The sequence below is a fragment of the Arthrobacter ulcerisalmonis genome (assembly GCF_900609065.1).
Classification (GTDB): domain Bacteria; phylum Actinomycetota; class Actinomycetes; order Actinomycetales; family Micrococcaceae; genus Arthrobacter; species Arthrobacter ulcerisalmonis.
Map to the genome: position 1 here is coordinate 78,644 of NZ_UXAU01000041.1, position 21,995 is coordinate 100,638.

The 21,995-nt window shown below is 65.0% G+C and carries 19 protein-coding genes; 8 read left to right on the forward strand and 11 right to left on the reverse strand.

Features of this window, described 5'->3' with window-relative positions:
• From PSET11_RS15555 to map, 3 genes are all read right to left on the reverse strand, one after another.
• The gene (locus PSET11_RS15555) at nucleotides 1-786 is read right to left on the reverse strand and encodes an SDR family oxidoreductase (RefSeq protein WP_124093238.1); all 786 of its coding nucleotides are present in this window, start codon (nucleotides 784-786) and stop codon (nucleotides 1-3) included.
• Nucleotides 787-790: 4 nt separating this feature from the next.
• Nucleotides 791-1,594: a polyphosphate--glucose phosphotransferase gene (gene ppgK / locus PSET11_RS15560; RefSeq protein WP_124093239.1), complete on the reverse strand. Its 804-nt coding sequence runs from the start codon at nucleotides 1,592-1,594 to the stop codon at nucleotides 791-793.
• A gap of 104 nt (nucleotides 1,595-1,698) precedes the next feature.
• Entirely contained in the window at nucleotides 1,699-2,577 is an 879-nt protein-coding gene (map, locus tag PSET11_RS15565) for a type I methionyl aminopeptidase (protein WP_124093240.1), read from the reverse strand.
• Between the two features lie 122 nt (nucleotides 2,578-2,699).
• Between map and PSET11_RS15570 the strand changes: the two genes are divergently transcribed.
• Entirely contained in the window at nucleotides 2,700-2,864 is a 165-nt protein-coding gene (locus PSET11_RS15570; RefSeq protein WP_124093241.1) for an SPOR domain-containing protein, read from the forward strand.
• Nucleotides 2,865-2,906: 42 nt separating this feature from the next.
• On the opposite strand, the gene panB is transcribed toward PSET11_RS15570, so the two are convergent.
• Nucleotides 2,907-3,800, reverse strand: a complete 894-nt coding sequence (gene panB, locus PSET11_RS15575; RefSeq protein WP_124093242.1) for a 3-methyl-2-oxobutanoate hydroxymethyltransferase — start codon at nucleotides 3,798-3,800, stop codon at nucleotides 2,907-2,909.
• Nucleotides 3,801-4,065: 265 nt separating this feature from the next.
• On the opposite strand from panB, the gene glnA (PSET11_RS15580) reads away from it, so the two are divergent.
• Genes glnA (PSET11_RS15580) through PSET11_RS15595 form a run of 4 tightly spaced genes read left to right on the forward strand, consistent with a single transcriptional unit; the run spans nucleotide 4,066 to nucleotide 9,476 of the window.
• Nucleotides 4,066-5,406 carry a type I glutamate--ammonia ligase gene (gene glnA, locus PSET11_RS15580; RefSeq protein WP_124093243.1) on the forward strand — a complete coding sequence of 447 codons (1,341 nt, stop codon included), beginning with the start codon at nucleotides 4,066-4,068 and terminating at the stop codon, nucleotides 5,404-5,406.
• An 8-nt stretch (nucleotides 5,407-5,414) separates the two neighbouring features.
• Nucleotides 5,415-8,426: a bifunctional [glutamine synthetase] adenylyltransferase/[glutamine synthetase]-adenylyl-L-tyrosine phosphorylase gene (locus PSET11_RS15585; RefSeq protein WP_124093244.1), complete on the forward strand. Its 3,012-nt coding sequence runs from the start codon at nucleotides 5,415-5,417 to the stop codon at nucleotides 8,424-8,426.
• A 40-nt stretch (nucleotides 8,427-8,466) separates the two neighbouring features.
• Complete coding sequence (locus tag PSET11_RS15590) at nucleotides 8,467-8,910, forward strand: VOC family protein (protein ID WP_124093245.1); 444 nt, start codon at nucleotides 8,467-8,469, stop codon at nucleotides 8,908-8,910.
• The gene (locus PSET11_RS15595) at nucleotides 8,910-9,476 is read left to right on the forward strand and encodes a GNAT family N-acetyltransferase (RefSeq protein ID WP_124093246.1); all 567 of its coding nucleotides are present in this window, start codon (nucleotides 8,910-8,912) and stop codon (nucleotides 9,474-9,476) included. The genes PSET11_RS15590 and PSET11_RS15595 overlap by 1 nt, the downstream gene beginning before the upstream one ends.
• Nucleotides 9,477-9,696: 220 nt before the next feature.
• Here PSET11_RS15595 and glnA (PSET11_RS15600) read toward each other — a convergent pair whose 3' ends face one another.
• Complete coding sequence (glnA, locus tag PSET11_RS15600) at nucleotides 9,697-11,121, reverse strand: type I glutamate--ammonia ligase (protein WP_124093247.1); 1,425 nt, start codon at nucleotides 11,119-11,121, stop codon at nucleotides 9,697-9,699.
• Between the two features lie 300 nt (nucleotides 11,122-11,421).
• Here glnA (PSET11_RS15600) and PSET11_RS15605 point away from each other — a divergent pair, with 300 nt between their 5' ends.
• Nucleotides 11,422-11,859: an RDD family protein gene (locus tag PSET11_RS15605; RefSeq protein ID WP_124093248.1), complete on the forward strand. Its 438-nt coding sequence runs from the start codon at nucleotides 11,422-11,424 to the stop codon at nucleotides 11,857-11,859.
• A gap of 228 nt (nucleotides 11,860-12,087) precedes the next feature.
• Here PSET11_RS15605 and PSET11_RS15610 read toward each other — a convergent pair whose 3' ends face one another.
• The 4 genes from PSET11_RS15610 to lipB all read right to left on the reverse strand — a co-directional run bounded on the left by PSET11_RS15610 (nucleotide 12,088) and on the right by lipB (nucleotide 15,036).
• On the reverse strand, nucleotides 12,088-12,441 hold the full coding sequence (locus PSET11_RS15610) for a DUF3817 domain-containing protein (protein WP_124093249.1): 354 nt from the start codon (nucleotides 12,439-12,441) through the stop codon (nucleotides 12,088-12,090).
• An 83-nt stretch (nucleotides 12,442-12,524) separates the two neighbouring features.
• On the reverse strand, nucleotides 12,525-13,274 hold the full coding sequence (locus PSET11_RS15615; protein ID WP_124093250.1) for a DUF4191 domain-containing protein: 750 nt from the start codon (nucleotides 13,272-13,274) through the stop codon (nucleotides 12,525-12,527).
• Between the two features lie 89 nt (nucleotides 13,275-13,363).
• A complete protein-coding gene (lipA, locus tag PSET11_RS15620) occupies nucleotides 13,364-14,371 on the reverse strand; it encodes a lipoyl synthase (RefSeq protein ID WP_124093251.1) in 1,008 nt (335 codons plus the stop codon).
• Nucleotides 14,368-15,036: a lipoyl(octanoyl) transferase LipB gene (gene lipB, locus PSET11_RS15625; RefSeq protein ID WP_124093252.1), complete on the reverse strand. Its 669-nt coding sequence runs from the start codon at nucleotides 15,034-15,036 to the stop codon at nucleotides 14,368-14,370. The genes lipA and lipB overlap by 4 nt, the downstream gene beginning before the upstream one ends.
• 140 nt (nucleotides 15,037-15,176) lie before the next feature.
• Between lipB and PSET11_RS15630 the strand changes: the two genes are divergently transcribed.
• The gene (locus tag PSET11_RS15630; protein WP_124093253.1) at nucleotides 15,177-16,835 is read left to right on the forward strand and encodes a serine/threonine-protein kinase; all 1,659 of its coding nucleotides are present in this window, start codon (nucleotides 15,177-15,179) and stop codon (nucleotides 16,833-16,835) included.
• Nucleotides 16,836-16,845: 10 nt separating this feature from the next.
• On the opposite strand, the gene PSET11_RS15635 is transcribed toward PSET11_RS15630, so the two are convergent.
• On the reverse strand, nucleotides 16,846-17,775 hold the full coding sequence (locus PSET11_RS15635; RefSeq protein ID WP_124093254.1) for a TIGR01777 family oxidoreductase: 930 nt from the start codon (nucleotides 17,773-17,775) through the stop codon (nucleotides 16,846-16,848).
• Between the two features lie 74 nt (nucleotides 17,776-17,849).
• On the opposite strand from PSET11_RS15635, the gene PSET11_RS15640 reads away from it, so the two are divergent.
• On the forward strand, nucleotides 17,850-21,389 hold the full coding sequence (locus tag PSET11_RS15640) for a S41 family peptidase (RefSeq protein WP_124093255.1): 3,540 nt from the start codon (nucleotides 17,850-17,852) through the stop codon (nucleotides 21,387-21,389).
• A gap of 76 nt (nucleotides 21,390-21,465) precedes the next feature.
• Here PSET11_RS15640 and PSET11_RS15645 read toward each other — a convergent pair whose 3' ends face one another.
• Nucleotides 21,466-21,894 (reverse strand): OsmC family protein, encoded by a 429-nt coding sequence (locus PSET11_RS15645; protein ID WP_124093256.1) that lies wholly within the window; start codon nucleotides 21,892-21,894, stop codon nucleotides 21,466-21,468.
• Nucleotides 21,895-21,995 lie beyond the last annotated feature (101 nt).

The following is a 21,995-nucleotide window of genomic DNA, read 5'->3' on the forward strand; positions in this document are numbered from 1 at the left end:
TCAGCGGCCGCCAGCCACAGGCAGGACAGCCCCGGTGATGTAGCTGGCCTCTTTGGACAACAACCACAGCACGGCGGCGGCGATTTCGTCCGGCTCTGCGCCCCGCCCCAGCGGAATGGTGGGGTTCAGCCGTTCCACCCGGTCCGGCATTCCGGCCGCGGCATGCAACCCGGTGTTGGTGCTGCCAGGTGCCACGGCGTTCACGCGGACGCCATGGCGGGCAGCTTCAGTGGCCAGCCCGATCGTCAAGACGTCTACCGCGCCCTTGGACGCCGCATAGTGCGCCCACGTTCCCGGCGAACCTGCCTTGGTGGCGGTGGACGAAATGTTGATGATGGAACCGCCGGGACCGCCAAAGGTGGTGCCGATCCGGCGGAGCGCTTCCTGGCATACGAAGATCGTGCCGGTGACGTTGACCGCCATCACGCGGCGCACGTTCTCCGCTCTCATGTCAAGGAGCGTACCGATGTGGTCACCGGTCACGCCAGCGTTGTTCACCACGGCACAGACGCGGCCAAGGCGTGCCGCGGCGTCAAACAGGCTCACGACGTCGGCTGGTTCGCTGACGTCTGCGCAGACGGCCAGGGCGGTGCCGCCGTCGTCCGTGATTGCCTGGACCACCCCGGCAGCCCCCGCGGCATCTGCCGAATTGTTGACCACCACCGCGAACCCCGCACGGGCCGCCCGGAGCGCAATGGCTGCGCCGATGCCCCTGCTGGCGCCGGTCACCACCAGGACATCCCGGTCGCTGCCGGCTGGGACGTCCTGGTGGTGGGCGGCGGTCACGGTGCTACTTGGTCAGTTTGTGCTTGATGGCGATTTCCAGGGCGGCGCCCACAATGCCGGCTTCGTTACGGAGCTCGGCCGGCACAATTTTGGTGCGAAGGTCCAAGTTCGGCAGGTACTCGTCGGCGCGCTTGGAAATGCCGCCGCCCACAATGAAGAGCTCGGGGGAAAAGAGGAATTCCACGTGCGAGAAGTAGCGCTGCAGCAGGACGCTGTACTCGTCCCACGTCAAGCCGTCACGTTCGCGGGCCACGGCGGAAGCCTTGCTTTCGGCGTCGAAGCCGTCCACTTCGAGGTGCCCGAGTTCGGCGTTCGGGACCAGCTTGCCGTCGAAGATGAAGGCTGAACCGATTCCGGTTCCCAGCGTGATGACCAGGACGGTGCCGTCTACGCCTTCGCCGGCGCCATAGCGGGCTTCGGCGAGGCCAGCGGCGTCGGCGTCGTTGATGACCTCCACCGGCCGGCCCAGGCGCTTGGTCAGGAGTGCGTCAATGTCCGTGTTCAGCCATTCCTTGTCCACGTTGGCTGCGGAGTGGACCACACCGTGTTGGATGATGCCGGGAAAGGTCACACCAACCGGCGAGTCGGCGGCAGGAGCCTCCGGGCGGGACGACAGCTCAGCTACCACCTGGGCCACCACTTCGGCGACAGCCTCGGGGGTGGCGGGCTGGGGGGTGGGCACCCGGAACCGTTCGCCGAGCAGCTTGCCCTTCTTGATGTCCACAATGCCGCCCTTGATACCGGTACCACCGATATCGATGCCGATCAGCGGGGAATTCTTGTGCGACTTCTCGTCTTTCTTGGCCAATGGGTATCCGTTCGTGGCAGGTGCAGGGATGGTGGGGCACCCGAATGGTTCGCGGGCACGGGTGTTGCTTGGTACAACAGGCTAGTGGGTACCTGTCCGACCCGTCAGGGTAGCGTCAGGATTTCCGCGCCGGATTCAGTGACGAGCAGGGTGTGCTCAAACTGGGCTGTGCGTCTGCGGTCCTTGGTGACCACTGTCCAGTCATCAGCCCACATGTCCCAATCCACGGTACCGAGCGTAAGCATCGGTTCAATGGTGAAGACCATGCCGGTTTCGATGACGGTGTTGTAGGCGGGAGCCGCATCGTAATGCGGGATGATCAGGCCGGTGTGGAAGGCCTCGCCTACGCCGTGGCCGGTGAAATCACGGACCACGCCGTAGTTGAACCGCTTGGCGTAGGACTGGATGGCGCGGCCAATGACGTTGATTTCACGGCCGGGTGCCACCGCTTTGATGGCCCGATTCAAGGATTCCTGGGTCCGTTCCACCAAGAGCCTGGAGTCTTCATCCACGTCACCCACGGTGAAGGTGGAATTGGTGTCGCCGTGGACGCCGTTGATGAACGCGGTGATGTCAATGTTGATGATGTCGCCGTCCTGGACCACCGTGCTGTCCGGGATGCCGTGGCAGATGACCTCGTTCAGCGACGAACAGAGCGACTTGGGAAAGCCGCGGTAGCCAAGGGTGGACGGGTAGGCGTGATGATCCAGAAGGAACTCGTGACCCACCTGGTCCAGTTCATCTGTGGTGACGCCGGGGACAATATGCTTGCCCACCTCCACGATGGCCTGCGCCGCGATCTTTCCAGCCAACCGGATCTTTTCTACCGTTTCGGCGGACTTCACCTCGGAGCCGGTAAATTTAGCCGGTCCAGGCTTGCCTACGTACTCCGGCCGGGGGATAGCTGCCGGAACGGAACGCTGCGGACCGATGGTTCCCGGAGTGAGGGTGCCGATGGGTGCAGTAGAGGCAAGGGAAGGCATAGATTGATCATATAAGGCAGTGCAGAACGGCTGGCAACAGGACGTCCCCGTGACCCGCGTAAGAATAAACGTTACGCAGGCCACACCACGGATGGTTGCCCGTCATCGGACAGGGGAGTGGCATGAGCGAGTTTTGGTACAACATCACCACGCACGAGATCGAAGAGGACCGGCAGTCCGACTGGAGCCAACTCATTGGCCCCTACCCCACCCGGGAGGAAGCCGAACACGCATTGGAAAAGGTCCGCGCCCGCAACGAGCAGTGGGATAAGCAGGACGACAACTAGGCGTGCCCGCCGCTGGCGAGGGCGGACTCGACTTGCAGGAGGCTAGAAGGAGTGCTCAGGGCCGGGGAACTGGCCGGTCCGCACGTCCTCGCCGTACTCCGCAGCAGCGGCCAGCAGGGTGCCACGCAGGTCCGCGTACTGCTTGACGAACTTGGCCATCTTGCCGCCGCGAAGCCCTGCCATGTCTGACCAGACCAGGACCTGTCCCGTGGTCGCCGCGCCAGCGCCGATCCCCACGGTGGGAACGCCGACGGCGGCATCCACGGCCGCTGCCGTGTCCGCTGGAACCATTTCCATCAGGATGCTGAAGGCGCCGGCGTCGGCCAGTGCTAAGGCGTCGTCGATGAGGCGCTGGGCGTCATCGCCGCGGCCCTGGACCCGGTAGCCGCCCAGGGAGTGTTCGCTTTGCGGGGTGAAGCCGATGTGCGCCATGACGGGAATGCCAGCCTGCACCATCGCCTTGACGGTCTCAGCGTAGTAGGCAGTACCTTCGATCTTGACGGCGTGCGCCAGGCCTTCCTTGAGGAAGCGGACACCCGTTGCCACCGCCTGTTCGGCCGAGACCTCATAGCTGCCGAAGGGCAGGTCCGCCACGATCAGGGCCCGCTTGGCGGACCGCGCCACCGCCCGGCAAAGGGGCAGCAGCTCGTCGACGGTGACGGGAAGGCTGGTTTCGTTGCCAAAGACATTGTTCGACGCCGAATCGCCCACCAGGAGTACTTCAATGCCGGCCTCGTCGAAGATTTCGGCCGAATACTGTTCATAGGCGGTCAGCATGGCAAATTTGGTGCCCTCGTCCTTGGCCTGCTGGAGGTGGTGGATCCGCACCTTCGCGGGCTTGCGGATCGCTGCAGCGGCGTCCTTGCCAGGCCCTGTCCCGTAGGGAGCGGGCTGTTCAGCAGAGGCAGTTGAGCCGGGGTGAGTGCTGGGTTCCATGCCACGAGCGTACTGGTGCCGCTGCCGCCGGGGCCATAATCGTCCACAACCGGGGCGGTGATCCGCATCACGTACCCACCGCCTGCGGGACCGCGACGGCGGGGCCTGGGCAGGTGTAGGCGAGGTCGCCGATGTAAACGCTGGGTTACGTCGCCCCGCGGCTTCAGCGCCGCCGTCGAATGCTTAGTACAGTGTTGATGAACTGCTGCCGGCTTTCCCTTTCTCGCGGGCCCGGAGCTATGGACGTTGACCGGAAAGAGGCCTCATGGACCGCCAGCAAGAGTTTGTCCTGCGCACCATCGAAGAACGCGACGTACGATTTGTGCGGTTGTGGTTCACCGACGTCGTGGGCTCGCTCAAGTCGGTGGCCCTGGCGCCCGCCGAGGTCGAGGGGGCGTTCGAAGAGGGTCTTGGCTTCGACGGCTCCGCTATTGAGGGACTGGCCCGCGTCTTCGAATCCGACATGTTGGCCCAGCCGGACCCCTCGACCTTCCAGATCCTGCCCTGGCGCGGCGAGACCGAACAGACGTCGCGGATGTTCTGCGACATCCTCACCCCGGACGGCGAGCCGTCCGCGGCGGACCCCCGGAATGTCCTCAAGCGCACCCTCGCCAAGGCCGCAGACATGGGCTTCACCTGCTACACGCACCCCGAAATCGAGTTCTATCTGCTCAAGTCGCAGCAGCCCGGCCCGGACGGTTCGCCCGTGCCTGTGGATGAGGGCGGCTACTTTGACCACGTCCCCGGTGGCGTGGCGCAGGACTTCCGCCGGACCGCCGTCACCATGCTCGAATCGGTGGGTATCTCCGTGGAGTTCAGCCACCATGAGGCTGGCCCCGGTCAGAACGAGATCGACCTGCGCTACGCAGATGCGCTGCAGACAGCCGACAACATCATGACCTTCCGCACGGTCATCAAGGAAGTCGCCCTGCAGCAGGGTACCTACGCCACGTTCATGCCCAAGCCCTTCACCGACCACCCCGGTTCCGGCATGCACACGCACTTCTCCCTGTTTGAGGGCGACGCCAACGCATTCTACGAAGGCGGGGCGGAGTTCCAACTGTCCTCCACAGCCCGCCAGTTCATTGCCGGTATCCTCAAGCACGCCCCCGAGTTCACTGCTGTCACCAACCAGTTCGTGAACTCCTACAAGCGGCTCTGGGGCGGCGGCGAGGCGCCAAGCTACCTGAGCTGGGGCCACAACAACCGGTCAGCGCTGGTGCGCGTGCCGCTGTACAAGCCGGGCAAGGGCCAGTCGGCCCGCATCGAGTACCGCGGCATCGACTCGGCAGCAAACCCGTACCTGGCCTACGCCGTGTTGCTGGGTGCGGGGCTCAAGGGCATCGAGGAAGGCTACGAACTGCCGGCAGCCGCTGAGGACGATGTCTGGTCGCTCAGCTCTGCGGAGCGCCGCGCCATGGGCCACGACCCCCTGCCTGCCAGCCTGCACGACGCCATTCGCTCGATGGAAGACTCCGAACTCATGCCGCAGATCCTTGGCGAACAGGTTTTCGAGCACTTCCTGCGGAACAAGCGTGCTGAGTGGCAGGACTACCGGCTCCAGGTCACCCCCTACGAGCTGCAGCGCAACCTGGGTATCCTCTAGGACCGGGCGTGAGCCTTGTTCGCCGCCTCATCACCGTAGGATTCAGCGACCTGAAGAAGGCCGGCCGGTTCCTCGCCGCGCCCGAACTCGAGGGCCTTGACGAGGAGCGGCTGCTTGCTGGCTTGCAGATGGCTGCCAGTCCCGACACTGCGCTGCTGTCCCTGGTCCGGCTGATCGAAAAGCACCCTGCCCTGCGTGAACTGGCGGCTGCGGATACCGAAACCAGCGAGCCGATGTTTCGGGTCCTGGGGGCCTCCGAAGCGTTGGGAGAGTTCCTGATCCGGCACCCGGAGCACCTGAAGGCGTTCGAGGTCCGGCCCAGTCCAGAACCCGTGCCCGCTGATCCTGCCGAGCTGCGATCCCGGCTGCTGCAGTCCGTTGGCGCCGATCCCCGCGCAACCCGGCCCGTCGCCACGGCTTCAGGGGTGGACGCCTACGTTGCGTTGCGGACTGCCTACCGTCGTGGGGTGGTGGACTTGGCAGTCAAAGACCTGTGCGCCGCTGATCCGCTGGACTACCTGCCCGCTGTTGGCGCGGAACTGGCCGACCTTGCCGGCGCCGCGATCGAGGCTGCCTTGGCCGTCGCCCGGGCAGAAGCTGCGGAGCACCACAGCGCCACCGAGGTCGCGGAGGTGGGCCTCGCCGTCATTGGGATGGGCAAATGCGGAGCCCGCGAACTTAATTACATTTCCGACGTCGACGTCATCTACGTGGTGGATGCCGGTGAACTGGACGATGCCCGCGCCAACACCATCGGGACCGTGCTGGCCAGTGGCATTTCCCGTGCTATTTCCAGTGTGGCCCGCGAGCCGGGGCTGTGGGAGGTGGACGCCAACCTGCGTCCCGAGGGGAAGTCGGGGCCGCTGGTCAGGACGCTCGCCTCGCACGAAACCTACTACGCCCGCTGGGCGGAAAGCTGGGAGTTCCAGGCACTCCTCAAGGCCAGGACCATTGCTGGTGACGCCGCGCTGGGCCAACGCTACGAAGCGGCCGTCGCGCCGCTGATCTGGACCTCGGCCAGCCGGGACGGCTTCGTGGAGTCGGTGCAGGCTATGCGCCGTCGCGTGACCGATCACATTCCCAAGGCCGAGGAACAGCGGCAGATCAAGCTGGGCCGTGGCGGGCTGCGGGATGTTGAATTCACGGTGCAGCTCCTGCAGCTTGTCCACGGCAAGGCGGACGAGTCGCTGCGGCGCCGCGACACCACCTCAGCCATCAGCGCACTGTCCAACGGCGGCTACATTGGCCGGCTGGATGCCGCCGCCTTCGACAACGCCTACCGCTACCTGCGCCTGCTCGAACATCGCATCCAGTTGTTCCAGCTGCGGCGGACCCACCTGATGCCCGTCGCCGAACCTGCCCTGCGCGCACTGGCCAAGGCCGTGCTGGGCCCGTTCTCGGACGAGCGTCCGCATCCAGATGCCTTGTTGGCAGCATGGCAAAAGACCAAACGATCGGTGCGTGAGCTGCACGAACGGATCTTCTACCGGCCCCTCCTCAACACGGCCGCCAAGCTCAGCACCGAGGACGCCAAGCTCACGCCCGAGGCGGCGCAGGGCCGATTGGCAGCCCTGGGCTACTCCGATCCTTCCGGCGCACTCCGGCACATTGAGGCGCTCACGGCCGGTGTCAGCAGGCGGGCTGCCCTGCAGCGACAGCTGCTGCCCGTCCTGCTCGACTGGCTGGCCGAAGGCGTGGATCCCGACGCCGGGCTGTTGGCTTTTCGCCGGGTCAGCGAGGCACTGGGGACAACGCACTGGTACCTGGGGCTATTGCGCGACTCCACCGCCGCTGCAGAGCGGCTGTGCCACATGCTCGCCAACTCCCGCCTAATCGCCGATCTCCTGGAAGTCTCACCCGAATCGGTGGCGTGGCTGGGCCAGGACAAGGAACTCGTGCCGGTCTCGTTCGAGGCGCAGTGGCACGAGATTACGTCGAAGATGTCGCGGCACGCAGACCCGGAAAGCGCCATGCGGCTCATCCGGCTGATCCGACGGCGGGAAACCCTTCGGATTGCCATCGCCGACTCGGTGGGCCTGCTCGATCAGGACCAGGTGGGTGCCGCCTTGTCCGACACCGACCGCGCGGCAGTGCTTGGCGCGCTTCGGGTGGCCGAGAGCGTGGTGCTGGCTTCTGGACCACTCAAGACAGCAGTGGTGGTGGTTGCCATGGGCAGGCAGGGCGGCCGCGAGATTGGTTATGGTTCCGACGCCGACGTCATGTTCGTGCACCGGGCCCGGCCAGGCTTCTCCGACGCCGAAGCCCAGGAACAGGCGCTGCGGATCGTTGCCAAGGTCTCCAGCCTGTTGACCCATCCACTCAAACCCGCCATCATGGCCGAGCGGGTCCTGCAGATGGACGCTGACCTCCGCCCGGAGGGCAAGAACGGTGCCATGGTCCGCTCGCTGGACTCGTTTGCCGAGTACTACCGGCGTTGGTCCCTCATCTGGGAGGCGCAGGCGCTCCTGCGGGCCCGGCCCATGGCGGGAGACGACACGTTGGCAGCTGACTTCATCGACCTGATCGAACCCATCAGGTACCCGGAAGCGGTGGCTGAACAGGACCTCCGCGAAATCCGCCGCATCAAGGCCCGGGTGGAGTCCGAACGGCTGCCCCGCGGCGCCGACCCCGCCCGGCACCTGAAATTGGGGCGCGGTGGCCTGAGTGACGTCGAATGGCTGGTCCAGCTTCTGCAGCTCCAGCATGCTGCCCAGCTTCCGGAACTGCGCACCACGTCTACCGTCCCCGCGCTGGAGGCGGCAGCCCGCTTGGGACTGCTGGACCAGGTTGACGCAGAACTCCTGATCAAAGCGTGGCGACTAGCGAGCCGGATCCGTTCCGCCAACGTCATCTGGAACGGGAAGGCTTCCGACCTGCTGCCCTCCTCGCGCCGTGATCTCGAAGCGGTATCGCGCTGGTGCGGCTACGAACCAGGCAACGCGGCAGCCCTGGAGGAGGACTACCTGCGCATCAGCCGGCGGGCACGCGGAGTGTTTGAGCGGGTCTTCTACGGTCACTGACCAGCTGACACATGTCAGTGGCTGGTGTTAGTTTTGGCGCATGGCAAACCAACTCTTCCTGAACCTGCCCGTCAAGGACCTGCCCCGGACCGTCACCTTCTTCACAGCATTGGGCTTCTCCTTCAACCCTGACTTCACCGACGAAAACGCCACCTGCATGGTGGTAAACGAGAACGCCTACGTCATGTTCCTGGTGGAGAACTACTTCAGCAGCTTCACCGCCAAGGACGTTGCCAGCACCGAGGGCAAGGCCGAAGCCATCATCGCCTACTCGGTAGACACCCGTGAAGCAGTGGATACTGCAGTCCAGACCGCCCTTGCCCACGGCGGGTCGCTCTCCGAACAGCCCATCGACCACGGGTTCATGTACAACCACAGCTTCCAGGACCCGGATGGTCACCTCTGGGAGGTTTTCTGGATGGACCCCGCCGGGCCGCCTACCGACGGGGACGCCGCTGGTGCTGACGCGCCCGCCGCGCCCTGATCCCGGCACACACCTGGCTCATCTCCCTCCGCGACCTCGACGACGACGCCCGGGCCATCCAGCTCGGCGCCGTTGCCAGCCTTGAGCTTGCCGCTGGCCAGGACAGGTTCGTGGGGGACCCGTTCCGGATGGCGTTAACAGGTCTGGCCGAAGCGGGCAGATGGCCCTACGTCATCGAAACCAACGGCCAGGCCGTGGGAGTGCTCACACTGCAATCTGGTGCCGCCAGGCTGGCAGGATGGGCCAATGAGCACACCGCATGGTTGTTGCGCGGGTTCCTGATCGATCAGCGGCAGCAAGGCAAGGGCTTGGGCCGCTCCGCAGCCGCCGCTGCTGTGGTGACCGCGCACCGACTCAGTCGTCAGCTTGGGGCCGGGGAGGCCGGCGTCGTACTTTCCGTCAACGAAGCCAACCCAGCCGGGATTGCGGCGTATGCTGCGGCGGGATTCGTGGATCACGGCCAGTATCTGGGCGGTTCGGCAGGTCCCCAGCGGACCATGTTTGCCCCCTTTGCGACGCACAACCAACCTTCGACTGGAGTCGTTTTGCCTTCCGGGGCGCAGTAGTCGAATATGTGAATTGGTGTTGCTCTTTATCCTTGTTGGGGGGAAGGCTGATTTTGTCTTCGTCTCGGGGGGCAAACGCTAGGGAATCCCGTTCCCGGTCTCAGCACGTCTGGAACGGGATTCCCACCTTTACGGAATTTCAGTGCGCTGGAGCACGCAAAAGGGCTGGCCCCGAGGTTTCCACCTCGGGGCCAGCCCTTCTTAATGCGTTGCGGCTCGACTAGACGCCGTAGTAGAGCTCGAACTCGTACGGGTTCGGGCGCAGTGACAGCGGCCGAATTTCGTACTCGTACTTGTAGTCGATCCAGGTGTCGATCAGGTCCTGGGTGAAGACGCCACCGGCCTGCAGGAACTCATTGTCCTCACGCAGGGCCTCCAGGGCTTCCTCGAGCGTGCCCGGAGCCTTGGGGATGTCCTTGGCTTCCTCGGCGGGGAGCTCGTAGAGGTCCTTATCGATCGGAGCCGGCGGTTCAATGCGGTTGCGGATGCCGTCGATGCCGGCCATCAGCTGGGCTGCGAACGCCAGGTACGGGTTGGAGGAGGGGTCCGGCGCGCGGAACTCGATGCGCTTGGCCTTCGGGTTGGAACCTGTGATGGGGATCCGGATGCCAGCGGAGCGGTTGCCCTGCGAGTAGACCATGTTGACCGGAGCTTCGAAGCCCTTGACCAGGCGGCGGTACGAGTTGACCGTCGGGTTGGTGAAGGCGAGGACTGCCGAGGAGTGCTTCAGCAGGCCACCGATGTACCAGCGGGCGGTGTCGGAGAGTCCGGCGTAGCCCTTTTCGTCGTAGAACAGCGGTTCGCCTTTGGTCCACAGCGACTGGTGGCAGTGCATGCCTGAGCCGTTGTCGCCGAAGACAGGCTTCGGCATGAAGGTGACCGACTTGCCCCAGGCATCTGCCGTGTTCTTGATGACGTACTTGAACTTCTGCAGGTCATCAGCAGCGTGGGTCAGCGTGGTGAACTTGTAGTTGATCTCAGCCTGGCCGGCCGAACCGACTTCGTGGTGGCTGCGCTCAACCTCAAGGCCAGCTTCGTCCAACGCTACGCACATGGCGTCGCGCAGGTCAGCCTGCTTGTCCGTGGGGGAAACCGGGAAGTAGCCGCCCTTGACGGGGGTCTTGTAGCCGAGGTTTCCACCCTCTTCCTTGCGGCCGGTGTTCCAGTGCGCTTCTTCTGAGTCGATCTTGTAGAAGCTGCCCTGGGGGGTGGACTCGTAGCGGATGTCGTCGAAGACGAAGAATTCGGCTTCGGGAGCGAAGAACGCGGTGTCGGCGATGCCGGTGGAGGACAGGTACGCTTCAGCCTTCTCGGCCACGCCGCGAGGATCGCGGTGGTACGGGTCTCCCGTGCGGGGGTTCACAATCGAGAAGTTCAGCGCAAGGGTCTTCTCCATGCGGAACGCGTCGATGAACGCAGTGGTGACGTCCGGGATGAGCTGCATGTCAGACTCGGCGATGCCCTGGAAGCCGCGGATGGAGGAGCCGTCAAAGAGCTGCCCGTTGATGAAGAATTCAGCGTCGACGCTCTTTGCGGGAACGTTGAAGTGCTGCTGTAGGCCCGGGAGATCCGTGAAGCGGATATCGACGAATTTAACATCTTCGTCCTTGATGAACTTGAGGACTTCGTCCGCATTCTTGAACATCTATGCTCCTAACGCATATGTGTATGTGGCTGGTGGCCAGCCGATCCAGCGCAATCTGAAAGCAGGGATGCCATCTCGCGTCCCTGCTCGAAGGTATTGCTTGAAACCTGCTAACAGCCTATGGACACGGCATTTCTCGGCCGTGTCCGTATTGTTTCGGGCAGGTTACAGATTGCCCGGCCTGCTTCCACCCTAGCGGGTTCCCGCGCCGCCACTCCCGACCAGTTGACAGTTCGCGGCAATGTTGCGACCGGGAATTGGCGTGATCTGCCACCCCGGCAGGGCCGGTAAACTGGGGTGGTGGTAGATCGTAAAGACATCGGCTCGTGGCTCAGCGGGCCAGACACCTCCGGCATTTCCCGGTACCCCGGTGCTCGGCTCGGACTGCCCGAATCTGGTCCGGGGTCCATGGCGAGGGCCGGCCGCCGGATTGCGGCGATCATTATCGATTGGACCATTGCGCTCCTGATCAGCAACTTCGCGTTTGGCGGCGACTCCTGGGCCACCCTGGCGATCTTCGCCATCGAACAGACCATCTTGGTCGGCACGCTCGGCTACAGCATTGGTCACCGTGCCCTTGGCATCCACGTCATCCGACGCGGGGGCGGTGCACCAGGCCCACTTGCAGGGCTGTTGCGCGCCCTGCTCCTTTGCCTGGTCATTCCTGCCGTCATCTTCGACCCAGACCAGCGCGGCCTGCACGACCGCGCCATGAATACCCTGTTGGTCCGGCGCTAGTCCACCCCTCCCGGAGCTTTCGCGCCGGAACCGTCATCCCTCCCGGAGCTTTCGCGCCCGAGCCGGCATCCGTCCCGGAGCTTTCGCGGCCAAACCGGCATCCGTCCCGGAGCTTTCGCGCCTAAACCTGAAACGCTCCCGGAGATATCTAGATAAGGGTCATGACTCCAATCAAATGTCCGGGAGGGTTGGCCGTCTGCCCGTCAGATCTCCGGGAGGGTTGGGAGCCTAGGCTCGGGTCGACTCCAGCTCATTAGCCAGCTCAGTTGCGGGCGCAGCAGTGAGGTAACCCCTGCGGCCAGCCCAGCGTTCGAACGCAATGGTGGCGAAGGGGAAGACCGCGGAGAGGCCGGCAAAGAGCGCCACGATGAACGGCCACCGCTGCAGGCGCCATAAGACGAGAGCCGCCACACCGTAGGCCACGAAGAGGGCGCCGTGAATCGGTCCAGCGATTTCCACTCCGATTTCGGTGGTGCCAGCGATCCATTTGAAGTACATGCCGGTCAGGAGGGCTGCCCAGCTGAAGGCTTCGGCAATGGCAAGGATCTTGAAGGCGCGGATCACGATGGTCTTGGCGGTCATGTCGATGTCCTGTCGGTGCGGGGTGTTGGGCAAAAAAGAACGCCCCGGCGCCGGCTGTAGCCGGGACCGGGGCGTCCGACGATTTAGCGTCCGCGGTTGGGGCGGGCTTTGTAGGGGTCAATGCCCTTGGGGATAGGAAGCCGGTTTCCCAGCGACGAGATTCGCTTAGAGACCGTGTTGACCTCCAGCTTGGTGAGTTCCTTCTTCATCTTGCCCATCTTTTTGGCTACCTGGCTGATGGGCACCTGGCCCTCGCCACGGCCGCTTTCAATCACGTGGATGGTGACGTTGGGGAGGATGCGCGTCAGGCGCTTGCGCTCGGCGTCAATGAGCGGCTTGACCCGGTGCGTGGGGCCTTCGCTGACCAGGATGACGCCGGGACGGCCAATGGCGCGGAACACGGCGTCCTGGGTGCGGGGGTTGACGGAGACTGGCTGGTCTTCGGTGATCCAGCCACGGCGGAGGGTGCCCAGCGCTGCGCCAGAGGCGCCCGGCTGGTTCTCGATCTGCGCGAACGCGGCCCGCTCGGCGCGGCGGGACAAGATGAGGGTGGCTCCCAGCAGGCCAAGCATGATGCCGATGATGAGGCCGGTAATCCAGTTGTCCAGCAGGAAGCCCACCAGGAGGCCTGCAGCGACGACACCGAGGAACACCAGCAGCATGAGCCACGGCGCCATGGGGTCGTGGCGCCGGGTCATGGTGAAGACCTCGGCGATTTGCTTGAGGCGGCTTGGCTTCTTGACCTTGGGTTCTTTCGGCTTGCGAGAGAAAAGGCCGCGCTTGGGAGCGCGGGATGCCGCGGTGGGGTTGCTGGAGTCAGTGGATTTCGCCATAGTTCCTCAATTCTACGTGACCAGACGCCAAAGGCCGGACGCCAATATCCTGCGGCGTCCGGCCTTAAGGACCTGCTCTTAACTACTGATCAGGAATGCGCGGCCAGGAGTGAGCTGGCTTCCTGCCGGGTGCTGCCTGAGCTCTCGATGTGGGCCAGCTGGGCGGGAATCTCCCACCCCTTCTTCCGCATGGCGGTGGCCCAGAGGCGGCCGGCGCGGTAGGAAGACCGCACCAACGGGCCGGACATGACTCCCAGGAAGCCGATTTCGTCGGCCTCATTCTGCAAGTCAACGAATTCCTGCGGCTTGACCCAGCGATCCACCGGCAAGTGCCGCTCCGAGGGGCGCAGGTACTGGGTGATGGTGATGAGGTCGCAGCCAGCCTCGTGCAGGTCGCGGAGTGCTTCAGAGATTTCCTCGCGGGTCTCACCCATGCCCAGGATCAGGTTGGACTTGGTGACCATGCCGAGTTTGCGGCCCTGCGTGATGACGTCGAGGGAACGTTCGTACCGGAACGCCGGGCGGATGCGCTTGAAGATCCGGGGGACCGTTTCAACGTTGTGCGCAAACACTTCAGGCTTCGAATCGCAGATCGCCGCGATGTGCTCCGGACGTCCGGAGAAGTCGGGAATAAGGAGTTCGACGCCGGTGCCGGGGTTCAGCTCGTGGATCTTACGGACCGTCTCGGCGTAGAGCCAGACGCCCTCGTCCGCAAGGTCATCTCGGGCCACGCCGGTCACGGTGGCGTAGCGCAACTGCATCGCCTGGACGGAGCGGGCCACCTTGGTGGGCTCGAACATGTCAACGGGGGAGGGTTTGCCGGTGTCGATCTGGCAGAAATCGCAGCGGCGGGTGCATTCGGAGCCGCCGATGAGGAAGGTAGCTTCCTTGTCTTCCCAACATTCAAAGATGTTGGGGCAACCAGCTTCTTCACAGACCGTGTGGAGGCCTTCTTTTTTGACCAGGTTCTTGAGTTGGACGAACTCCGGGCCCATCTGGACCTTTGCCTTGATCCAGTCCGGCTTGCGCTCGACGGGAACTGCCGCGTTGCGCTGTTCGATCCGGAGCATCTTCCGGCCTTCGGGTGCCAGTGTCAAAGTAATGCTCCTTCTGGGGTGGCGACTAGTGCGTCTTCATTCTTGCGCAGTTCCTCGGTGATCCTGTCAACGAGGTCTGCTGGTGCGACATCGCGGCCAATCTCCGCCGCGATGGTGGTCACGCTGGCGTCGGTGATCCCGCAGGCGATGATCTGCGCGTAGGGGGCGAGATCGTTGTTGCAGTTGATGGCGAAGCCATGCATGGTGACGCCCTCATGGACACGAATTCCGATGGCGGCAATTTTTCGGTCCGGACCTTTGGCATCCGCTTCGAGCCAGACGCCGGCCCGGCCCTTGATCCGGACAGCGGCGATGCCGTAATCGGCGAGGACCGCGATAATGACGGCCTCGAGCCGTTCCACGTAGTCCCGGATGCCGGCTCGGTGCTTGAGTTTGATGATGGGATAGGCAACCAGCTGGCCGGGGCCGTGCCACGTGAGCTTACCGCCGCGATCTACCGCCACCACGGGAGTGCCGTCGAAGGGCCGTTCGTGGTCCTCGGTGCGTTTGCCTGCCGTGTACACGGCTGCGTGTTCAAGGTACAGGACGGTGCTGGGCGCCGTTCCGGCGACAACTTTGTCATGGAGTTCGGCCTGGATTTTCCAACCACTCGCGTAGTCGATGAAATCCGGTGCCAGACCCAGCTGTGAAAACTGAAGAGTCATGCTGAACAGCTTAGACCTCTGCTGCGGCCAGACATGATTTAGTGCTTAAGCTCACCGCTCCGGGCAGTCATCATCGGCAGGCAGGGGGCTGCCTGTGGATAACTTCTGCAGCGTTGCGCGTTTTGGACTAGAAATAGGTCATGGCGGAAGAGGAACGGCCGACGGCGGCTGGTTATGACGTGGGGCGCAGGTTAGGTCGCGGCGGAAGCGCCAGCGTCTGGCTGGTCCAGGATCAGCGGACCCGCCAGGAGTATGCCCTCAAATGCTTCGATGCGGCAGGCAGACCCGAAACCGGGCGAGCTGACGAGGACGCCATCCGACGCGAAGTCCGTATCCTGTCAGTCCTCGATCACGCCCATCTGGTCAAGGCACGCAGCGTCATCCGGGTCAACGATTTCGCACTGGCCACGAGTGGTGGGCAGGGTGAGGTGCAAGGTCCCGTGGGGTTGCTCATGGATTACGCTCCTGGTGGATCGCTGGCAGCGCTCCTGTCGGCCCGGACGCAGATCAGTGTGGGTGAGACGGTCACCGTCCTGACCCCTCTTGCCCAGGCGTTGGCCTACCTGCACGGAAAAGGTTTCACCCATGGCGACGTGTCGCCGGGCAATGTCCTGTTCACAGCCCACGGGAAGCCGCTGTTGGCTGATCTGGGGGTTGCCCGGATGCTCGGCGAGCCGGCAGCGGACGCTACGAGTGGGACGGCTGGCTTCGTGGATCCGGCACCCTTGGATGTGGTCCGCGCCGGACTGCAGCCAGAACGCGACGTCTATTCCCTGGCGGCCCTGGGCTGGTTCTGCCTCACGGGGACTGCCCCCGGCCGCACCCGAGACCGCGCCCCGTTGCCCTTGCTGGTGCCCGAGGTGCCAGTTGACCTCGTCACTGCCCTCGAGGCGGGCCTGAACGAGGACCGTCGGCAACGGCCCACTGCTGCCGCCTTCGCCGTGGCCCTTTTCCGCAGTGCAGCGGCGCGGCCGGTGGACCTGGCCGGCTCAGTGCATTCCTCGGTGGTCCCACAACTCCTGACGCGACGCCAGGAGCCGGTCCCGACGCGGCGGGCGGCGTTGATTGCCCGTTGGCAGGACGCACGACGGCGGCTGCTCACCCGGCAGCCACCGGCCGATGCCGTGCCGGCGCACGGCAGGCGGGCCAGCGAAGTGCCGAAACCGAAGGGACGGGCAGCGTCGCGTTATCGGGGTTGGGCGGCTGGACTTCGGCATATCACTGCGATCCTGGGCGGGTTGACCCTCGTGGTGGCTGCTGCCTGCGGCTGGTGGCTGTGGGGCCCCAAGCCCGTCACTCCCGGCCAACAGAGCGGTAGTGTCCCCGCCGCGTTGAGCGAGACGGTCAACGGCGGTGAATCAGCTACGGCAGAATCGACGGAGTTGGCCAGGGTCAAGGCGGCCGCCGCGTCGGCTGATCCTGTCCTTGCGGTTAGTGGGCTCTCCGCACTCCGGGACGGAGCTCTCCGGAAAGGAAACCCGGAATTGCTCGCCGAGGTCAACGTCGCAGGATCGGCTGCCGCGGCTGCCGATGACGCGTTCATGGCGAGACTGGTGGCGTCCGGGCAGCGACTCGACGGCTTCACCAGCTCCATCAGCGATGCGTTCCTAGTGGGAGCTGCCACTGATGCACGAGCTGTGGTCGCCGTGACGGCAGCTACCTCCGACTATCGGGAAGTCGATGCCAGCGGTGCCGTGCTGTCAAGTGCCCCGGAGCGGGGCAGTCAACGGCTCCATGTGGTCCTGCTGGCTGTGGACGGCTACTGGCGGGTCAGCGAAATTTTGCCGGTCACCGGCTGAGGAACCCAGCTCAGTCTTTGCCAGCCACCCAGGCAGCAGCGGACGCCAGCGTGGGTTGTTGCCAGGTGAAGCCGGCGGCGGACAGCACGGTGGGTTCCATTCGCTGGCTGGAGAGCAGGAGTTCCTCGGCCAGGTCCTGCATCAGCAACCGGAGCACCGGCGCGGGAACCCGGAGGATGGCCGGCCGGTGCAGGGCTTTGGCGAGTGCTGCCACAATGGCGTCCACATCTGCCTGTTCGGGAGCGCAGAGGTTCGCCGGTCCCACCACCGAATCGCCTGCCCCACCAGTTGGGGACCCCGCCGTCGGCCCTGTCAGGAGAAAGAGGAACGCCGAGGAAATATCCGGGAGCGTGATCCACGGCCAGAACTGTCGGCCGTTTCCGAGTGGCCCGCCCACCCCCAGCTTCAGGAGCGGCAACAGTTTCCCCAGCGCGCCGCCGGTCCTGCTAAACACCACACCGGTCCGCGGGGTCACCACACGGACGCCGTCCGGAGCCTCATGGGCGGCATCTTCCCAGGCCAGGCAGACGCGTGACAGCATGGCAGAGCCTGCGGGTGCGGTCTCGCGCAGCACCGTGTTGCCGGCGTCGCCGTAGTAGCCGGAAGCCGATTGGCTGAGGAAGGTGGCTGGTGGGACGTCCATCTGGTGCATCGCAGCTGCCAAGGTTTTGGTGGCGTCGACGCGTGAACTGAAGATCTCAGCCACCCGTTTCTTGGTCCATGGCCTGTCGCCAATGCCGGCGCCGGAAAGGTTCACCACAGCGTCGGCACCAGCCAGCGCTGCGGGGTTGAGATCCCCGGTGGCAGGATCCCAGCGGACCTCTGCGCTGGAGGAAGGTTCGCGCCTGACGAGTGCCACAACATCGTGCCCAGCGGCGCGGAAGGTTGCAGACATATGGGTGCCGATCAGTCCCGAAGCCCCGGCCATGACAATACGCATACTCCATCTCACCACGGCTGATGCCCTGCTGGCACGCGCGGCAGGCGGCGGATTCGTGTGACTATGATCGATTGATGACCTCTTCGAGCTACTTACGTTTCCCGCATCTGCATGGCGATCTGGTCACCTTCGTGGCTGAAGACGATGTCTGGATTGCGCCATTAACCGGAGGCCGGGCATGGCGGGTCTCGGCCCTGCAGTTGCCAGCCCGCAATCCCAGGTTCACCCCGGACGGGCAGCGCCTCGTCTGGTCGGTGGTGCAGGGGAGCGCGCCCGAGGTGGTCAGTGCCGAGGTGGATGGCGGCGGCTACCGTCAGCTGACCTACTTTGGCCATGCAACCACCAAGGTCAAAGGCTTCACCCCCGACGGGTCAGTGGTAGTCACCAGCGCCTTCCGGCAGGCGGAAAGCCGCCACACGTACGCGTACAGCATCCCGGTAGAAGGGGGCTCCGCGCAGGAACTGCCGTTTGGCCCGGTCGAGGGCGTGGCTTTCGGACCGGTGGTGGGCGATGAACGGCCGGTGGTGCTGGCATCAGTGCTCTCCCGCGAACCCGCTTGGTGGAAGCGCTATCGTGGCGGCACCGCGGGCAAGTTGTGGATCGATGCCGACGGCGGCGGCGAGTTCGCGCGCCTGGTTCCCGAGATCGACGGGAACCTCACCGATCCGTTGTGGGTGGACGGCCGGATCGCCTTCCTGTCCGACCACGAAGGCTACGGCAACCTGTACTCGGTCCTGCCCACCGGCAAGGATCTGCGCCGACACACGGACCACGAGGATTTCTATGTCCGGCACGCTGCGACCGACGGCACGCGCGTCATCTTTGAATCGGCAGGCGAGTTGTGGGTCCTGAACGACCTCACCTCTGACGCCACAAAGTTGGACATCACGCTGGGTTCCGCCTCCCAGGCCCGCCGCCCCGCGCTGCTGAAGACCGCCAAGCATCTGGGCGCCGTCGTTCCGGACGACGCCGGCACGGCCAGTGCCGTCGAGGCGCACGGCACGCTGCACTGGCTGCGCCACAAGGACGGCCCGTCCCGCATCGTCGAAGCTGCTCCCGGGGTCCGCGGTCGCCTTCCGCGCCCCGTCGCCGGTGGCAGGATCGCCTACGTCGCAGACCATGGCGGGGTGGAGGCACTATACGTCAAGGACATCGCCGCCCCCGTTCGGCAGCGGACGACGCCGGCCCCCGCCGCACTGCCAGCGTCGGCAGCCGGAGGAGGTGCCGGCGTCGTTCGTGCCACGGTGGGGGCAGACGCCCTTGCCGGTGAAACGGCCAGCTCCAAAGACGGTGAAGCGCCCTTGCCGCAACCCGTGCCTGCCGCTGGCGCAACTGGACGCTCCGTTGCGTCAGCCCATCCTCCTGCCAGCGATGACACCCCCGCCGCGTCCACAGCCCCCTTGGCGGCAGATACCGAGCCTGACCAGGGCAAACGTGATGCGGCGAAGCCTGCTGGCAGCCACACCGAGGCGGTCCGCATCGACCTCCCGTCGCCGTCGCGCGTCAGTTCGATGGAAGCCAGCCCGGACGGCCAGTGGCTGGCGGTGGGGACGTCCTTTGGCGACCTGCACCTGGTAGACACCACGAGCGGCCAGCTCACTCTGGTGGCCAGCATCGGCGAAGGGTCCATTGACGATCTCGCGTGGTCTGGTGATTCCCGCTGGGTGGCGTGGTCCGAGCCGGTGACATCGTTTGGCGCGCGCAGCCGGCTGCGGCTCGTCGAGGCGGGCCAGGGTGGCGGCATTGTGGAGGTCACCGACGGTCGGTTCTGCGATAGATCCCCGTCCTTCACTCCGGACGGTAAGTTCCTGGCATTCCTGTCCAACCGGAGCTTCGACCCGGTCTACGACGGGCATTCATTCGACCTGTCCTTCCCGAGCCCCATCAAGCCGTACCTGGTGGCCCTGGGCGCTGACACGCCGTCGCCGTTCGGCCCTGCTGTGGCAGCGGACGCCGATGAACCCGATGAGGCCACTGACGACGTGGCCGCCGTGGTGGTAGAGCCGGAGAACATCTCCCAGCGCGTGATCGGCGTCCCCGTCCCGCAGGGCAACTACGCCTCGCTCAAGGCCACCCACGGTGCACTGCTGTGGCTCGATGCCGCGTTGGCCGGAGTGACAGGTGACGGCAAGGCCAGCCAGGAAGACAAGGACACCAAACCCAGCCTGGTGCGATTCGAGATCGCCCGGCGGAAGACCACCACGCTCGTGGACACGCTGGACAGCTACCGGCTCTCCGGCGACCGGAAGAAGGCGGTGGTGATTGCCGAGAAGCAAGTCACCGTGGTGCCCGTTGATGCCAAGGCTGACGAGGACTCAGGCAAGCTCGTCAAGGTTGATTTGGGCCGCATCCGCGTGATGATGGATCCCGTCAGCGTCTGGGGCCAGGCGTTTGACGAAGCGTGGCGCCTGCAACGGGACTTCTACTGGACGGAGGACATGGCGGGCCAGGACTGGGAGTCCATCGCCCGGCGTTACCGCCCACTGGTGGCCCGGCTGGGCTCACACGATGACCTGGTGGACCTGCTCTGGGAGCTCCACGGCGAGCTGGGGACTTCCCACGCGTATGTGCGTCCGGCGGCCGTCTCGGAGCCGGGCAGCCACGGGCAGGGCCGGCTGGGGGCTGACGTTGAGGCCACAGAAGCGGGGTGGGAAATCACTCGAATCTTGGCCAGCGAGTCCTCCGACCCGCTGGCGACCTCACCACTGACCCGCCCCGGGGTAGGCGCCAAGCCAGGCGATATCATCCTGGCCATTGACGGGGTGCCGCTGACTCCCACGGTCTCGCCAGCCATGCAACTGGTGGGTGCTGCTGGCCGGGCGGTGGAACTCACCCTGCTCAACGGGGCCGCGCACGGCGAGGCCACCGGAACCCAACGGCGCGTGGCAGTAGTGCCCATCAAGGATGAGGAACGGTTGCGCTACCAGGAATGGGTGGCAGCTAACCGGCGCACGGTCCGCGAAGCCTCAGACGGCGCCTACGGCTACCTGCACATCCCGGACATGATGGCGCACGGCTGGGCACAACTGCACCGGGACATGGACACCGAGACCGCCCTGGATGGTCTGATCGTGGACGTGCGCAGGAACCGCGGCGGACACACGTCCCAACTTGTTGCCGAGCTGATCGGTCGGAAGGTAACCGGCTGGAGCATGCCGCGTGGCGAGAAACCGCGGACCTACCCGCACCACGCGCCGCGGGGGCCGGTAACCGTCCTCGCTGACGAGTTTGCCGGGTCCGACGGCGACATCATCACCCAGGTATCGAAGCTGCGCGGCATCGGCCCTGTGATCGGGACCCGGACGTGGGGCGGCGTGGTGGGCATCGATAACCGCTTCAGCCTCGCAGACGGTACCGGTGTCACTCAGCCCCGCTACGCCAACTGGTTTGGCGGTGGCGTTGGCTGGGGCGTCGAAAACTACGGGGTCGATCCAGACATCGAAGTGGTATTTCCGCCGCACGCCTACGCAGCCGGCCAGGATCCACAGCTGGAATATGGGATCGGTGCGCTGAAGGAAATGATCCAGGAGTTGCCCACCGACAGGCCACCGCTCCGTGAGGGGTACCGAAAGCTCCGGCCAGCACCCCTCCCGCCGCGGCGGCAGGGAAGCTAAGCCGGGACAGCACGAAGAAGCCCCAGTGGGGCCGGAGCATTCCGGCCCCAAGGGGGCTTCTGGGTGTGGGTGTTGCTTAGGCCACCAGGGTGGCGTCGAGGGTGATGTCGATGCTGGCAAGTGCGCCAGAGACGGGGCAGCCCACCTTGGCTTCGGCGGCGATCTTCTGGAACTCTTCTTCGGAGATGCCGGGGACCTTGGCGGAGAGCGTCAGGTGGCTGCCGGTGATGCCGGTGCCGGGGACGAACGAGACGTCAGCCTTGGTGTTAACTTCCTCCGGGGTGTGGCCTGCGCCGGCCAGAGCGTGGCTGAAGGCCATCGAGAAGCACGCCGAGTGCGCTGCGGCAATCAGTTCTTCTGGGCTGGTCTTGCCGCCGGCGGCCTCCGTGCGGGCCTTCCAGGTCACGTCAAACGTGCCCAGGCCTGAGCTGTCCAGCGTGGTGTTGCCCGCGCCCTCGATCAAAGACCCGTTCCAGACGGTGTGTGCGGTGCGTACAGTTGCCATTTCCACTCCTCAGATTGATCATTACCGGGGCAGACTGCTGCCTGGACCCCGCCTTTTTCCATCGTAGGGACTTCGCCGGGTGGGGGCGAGAGGTGTCCGCT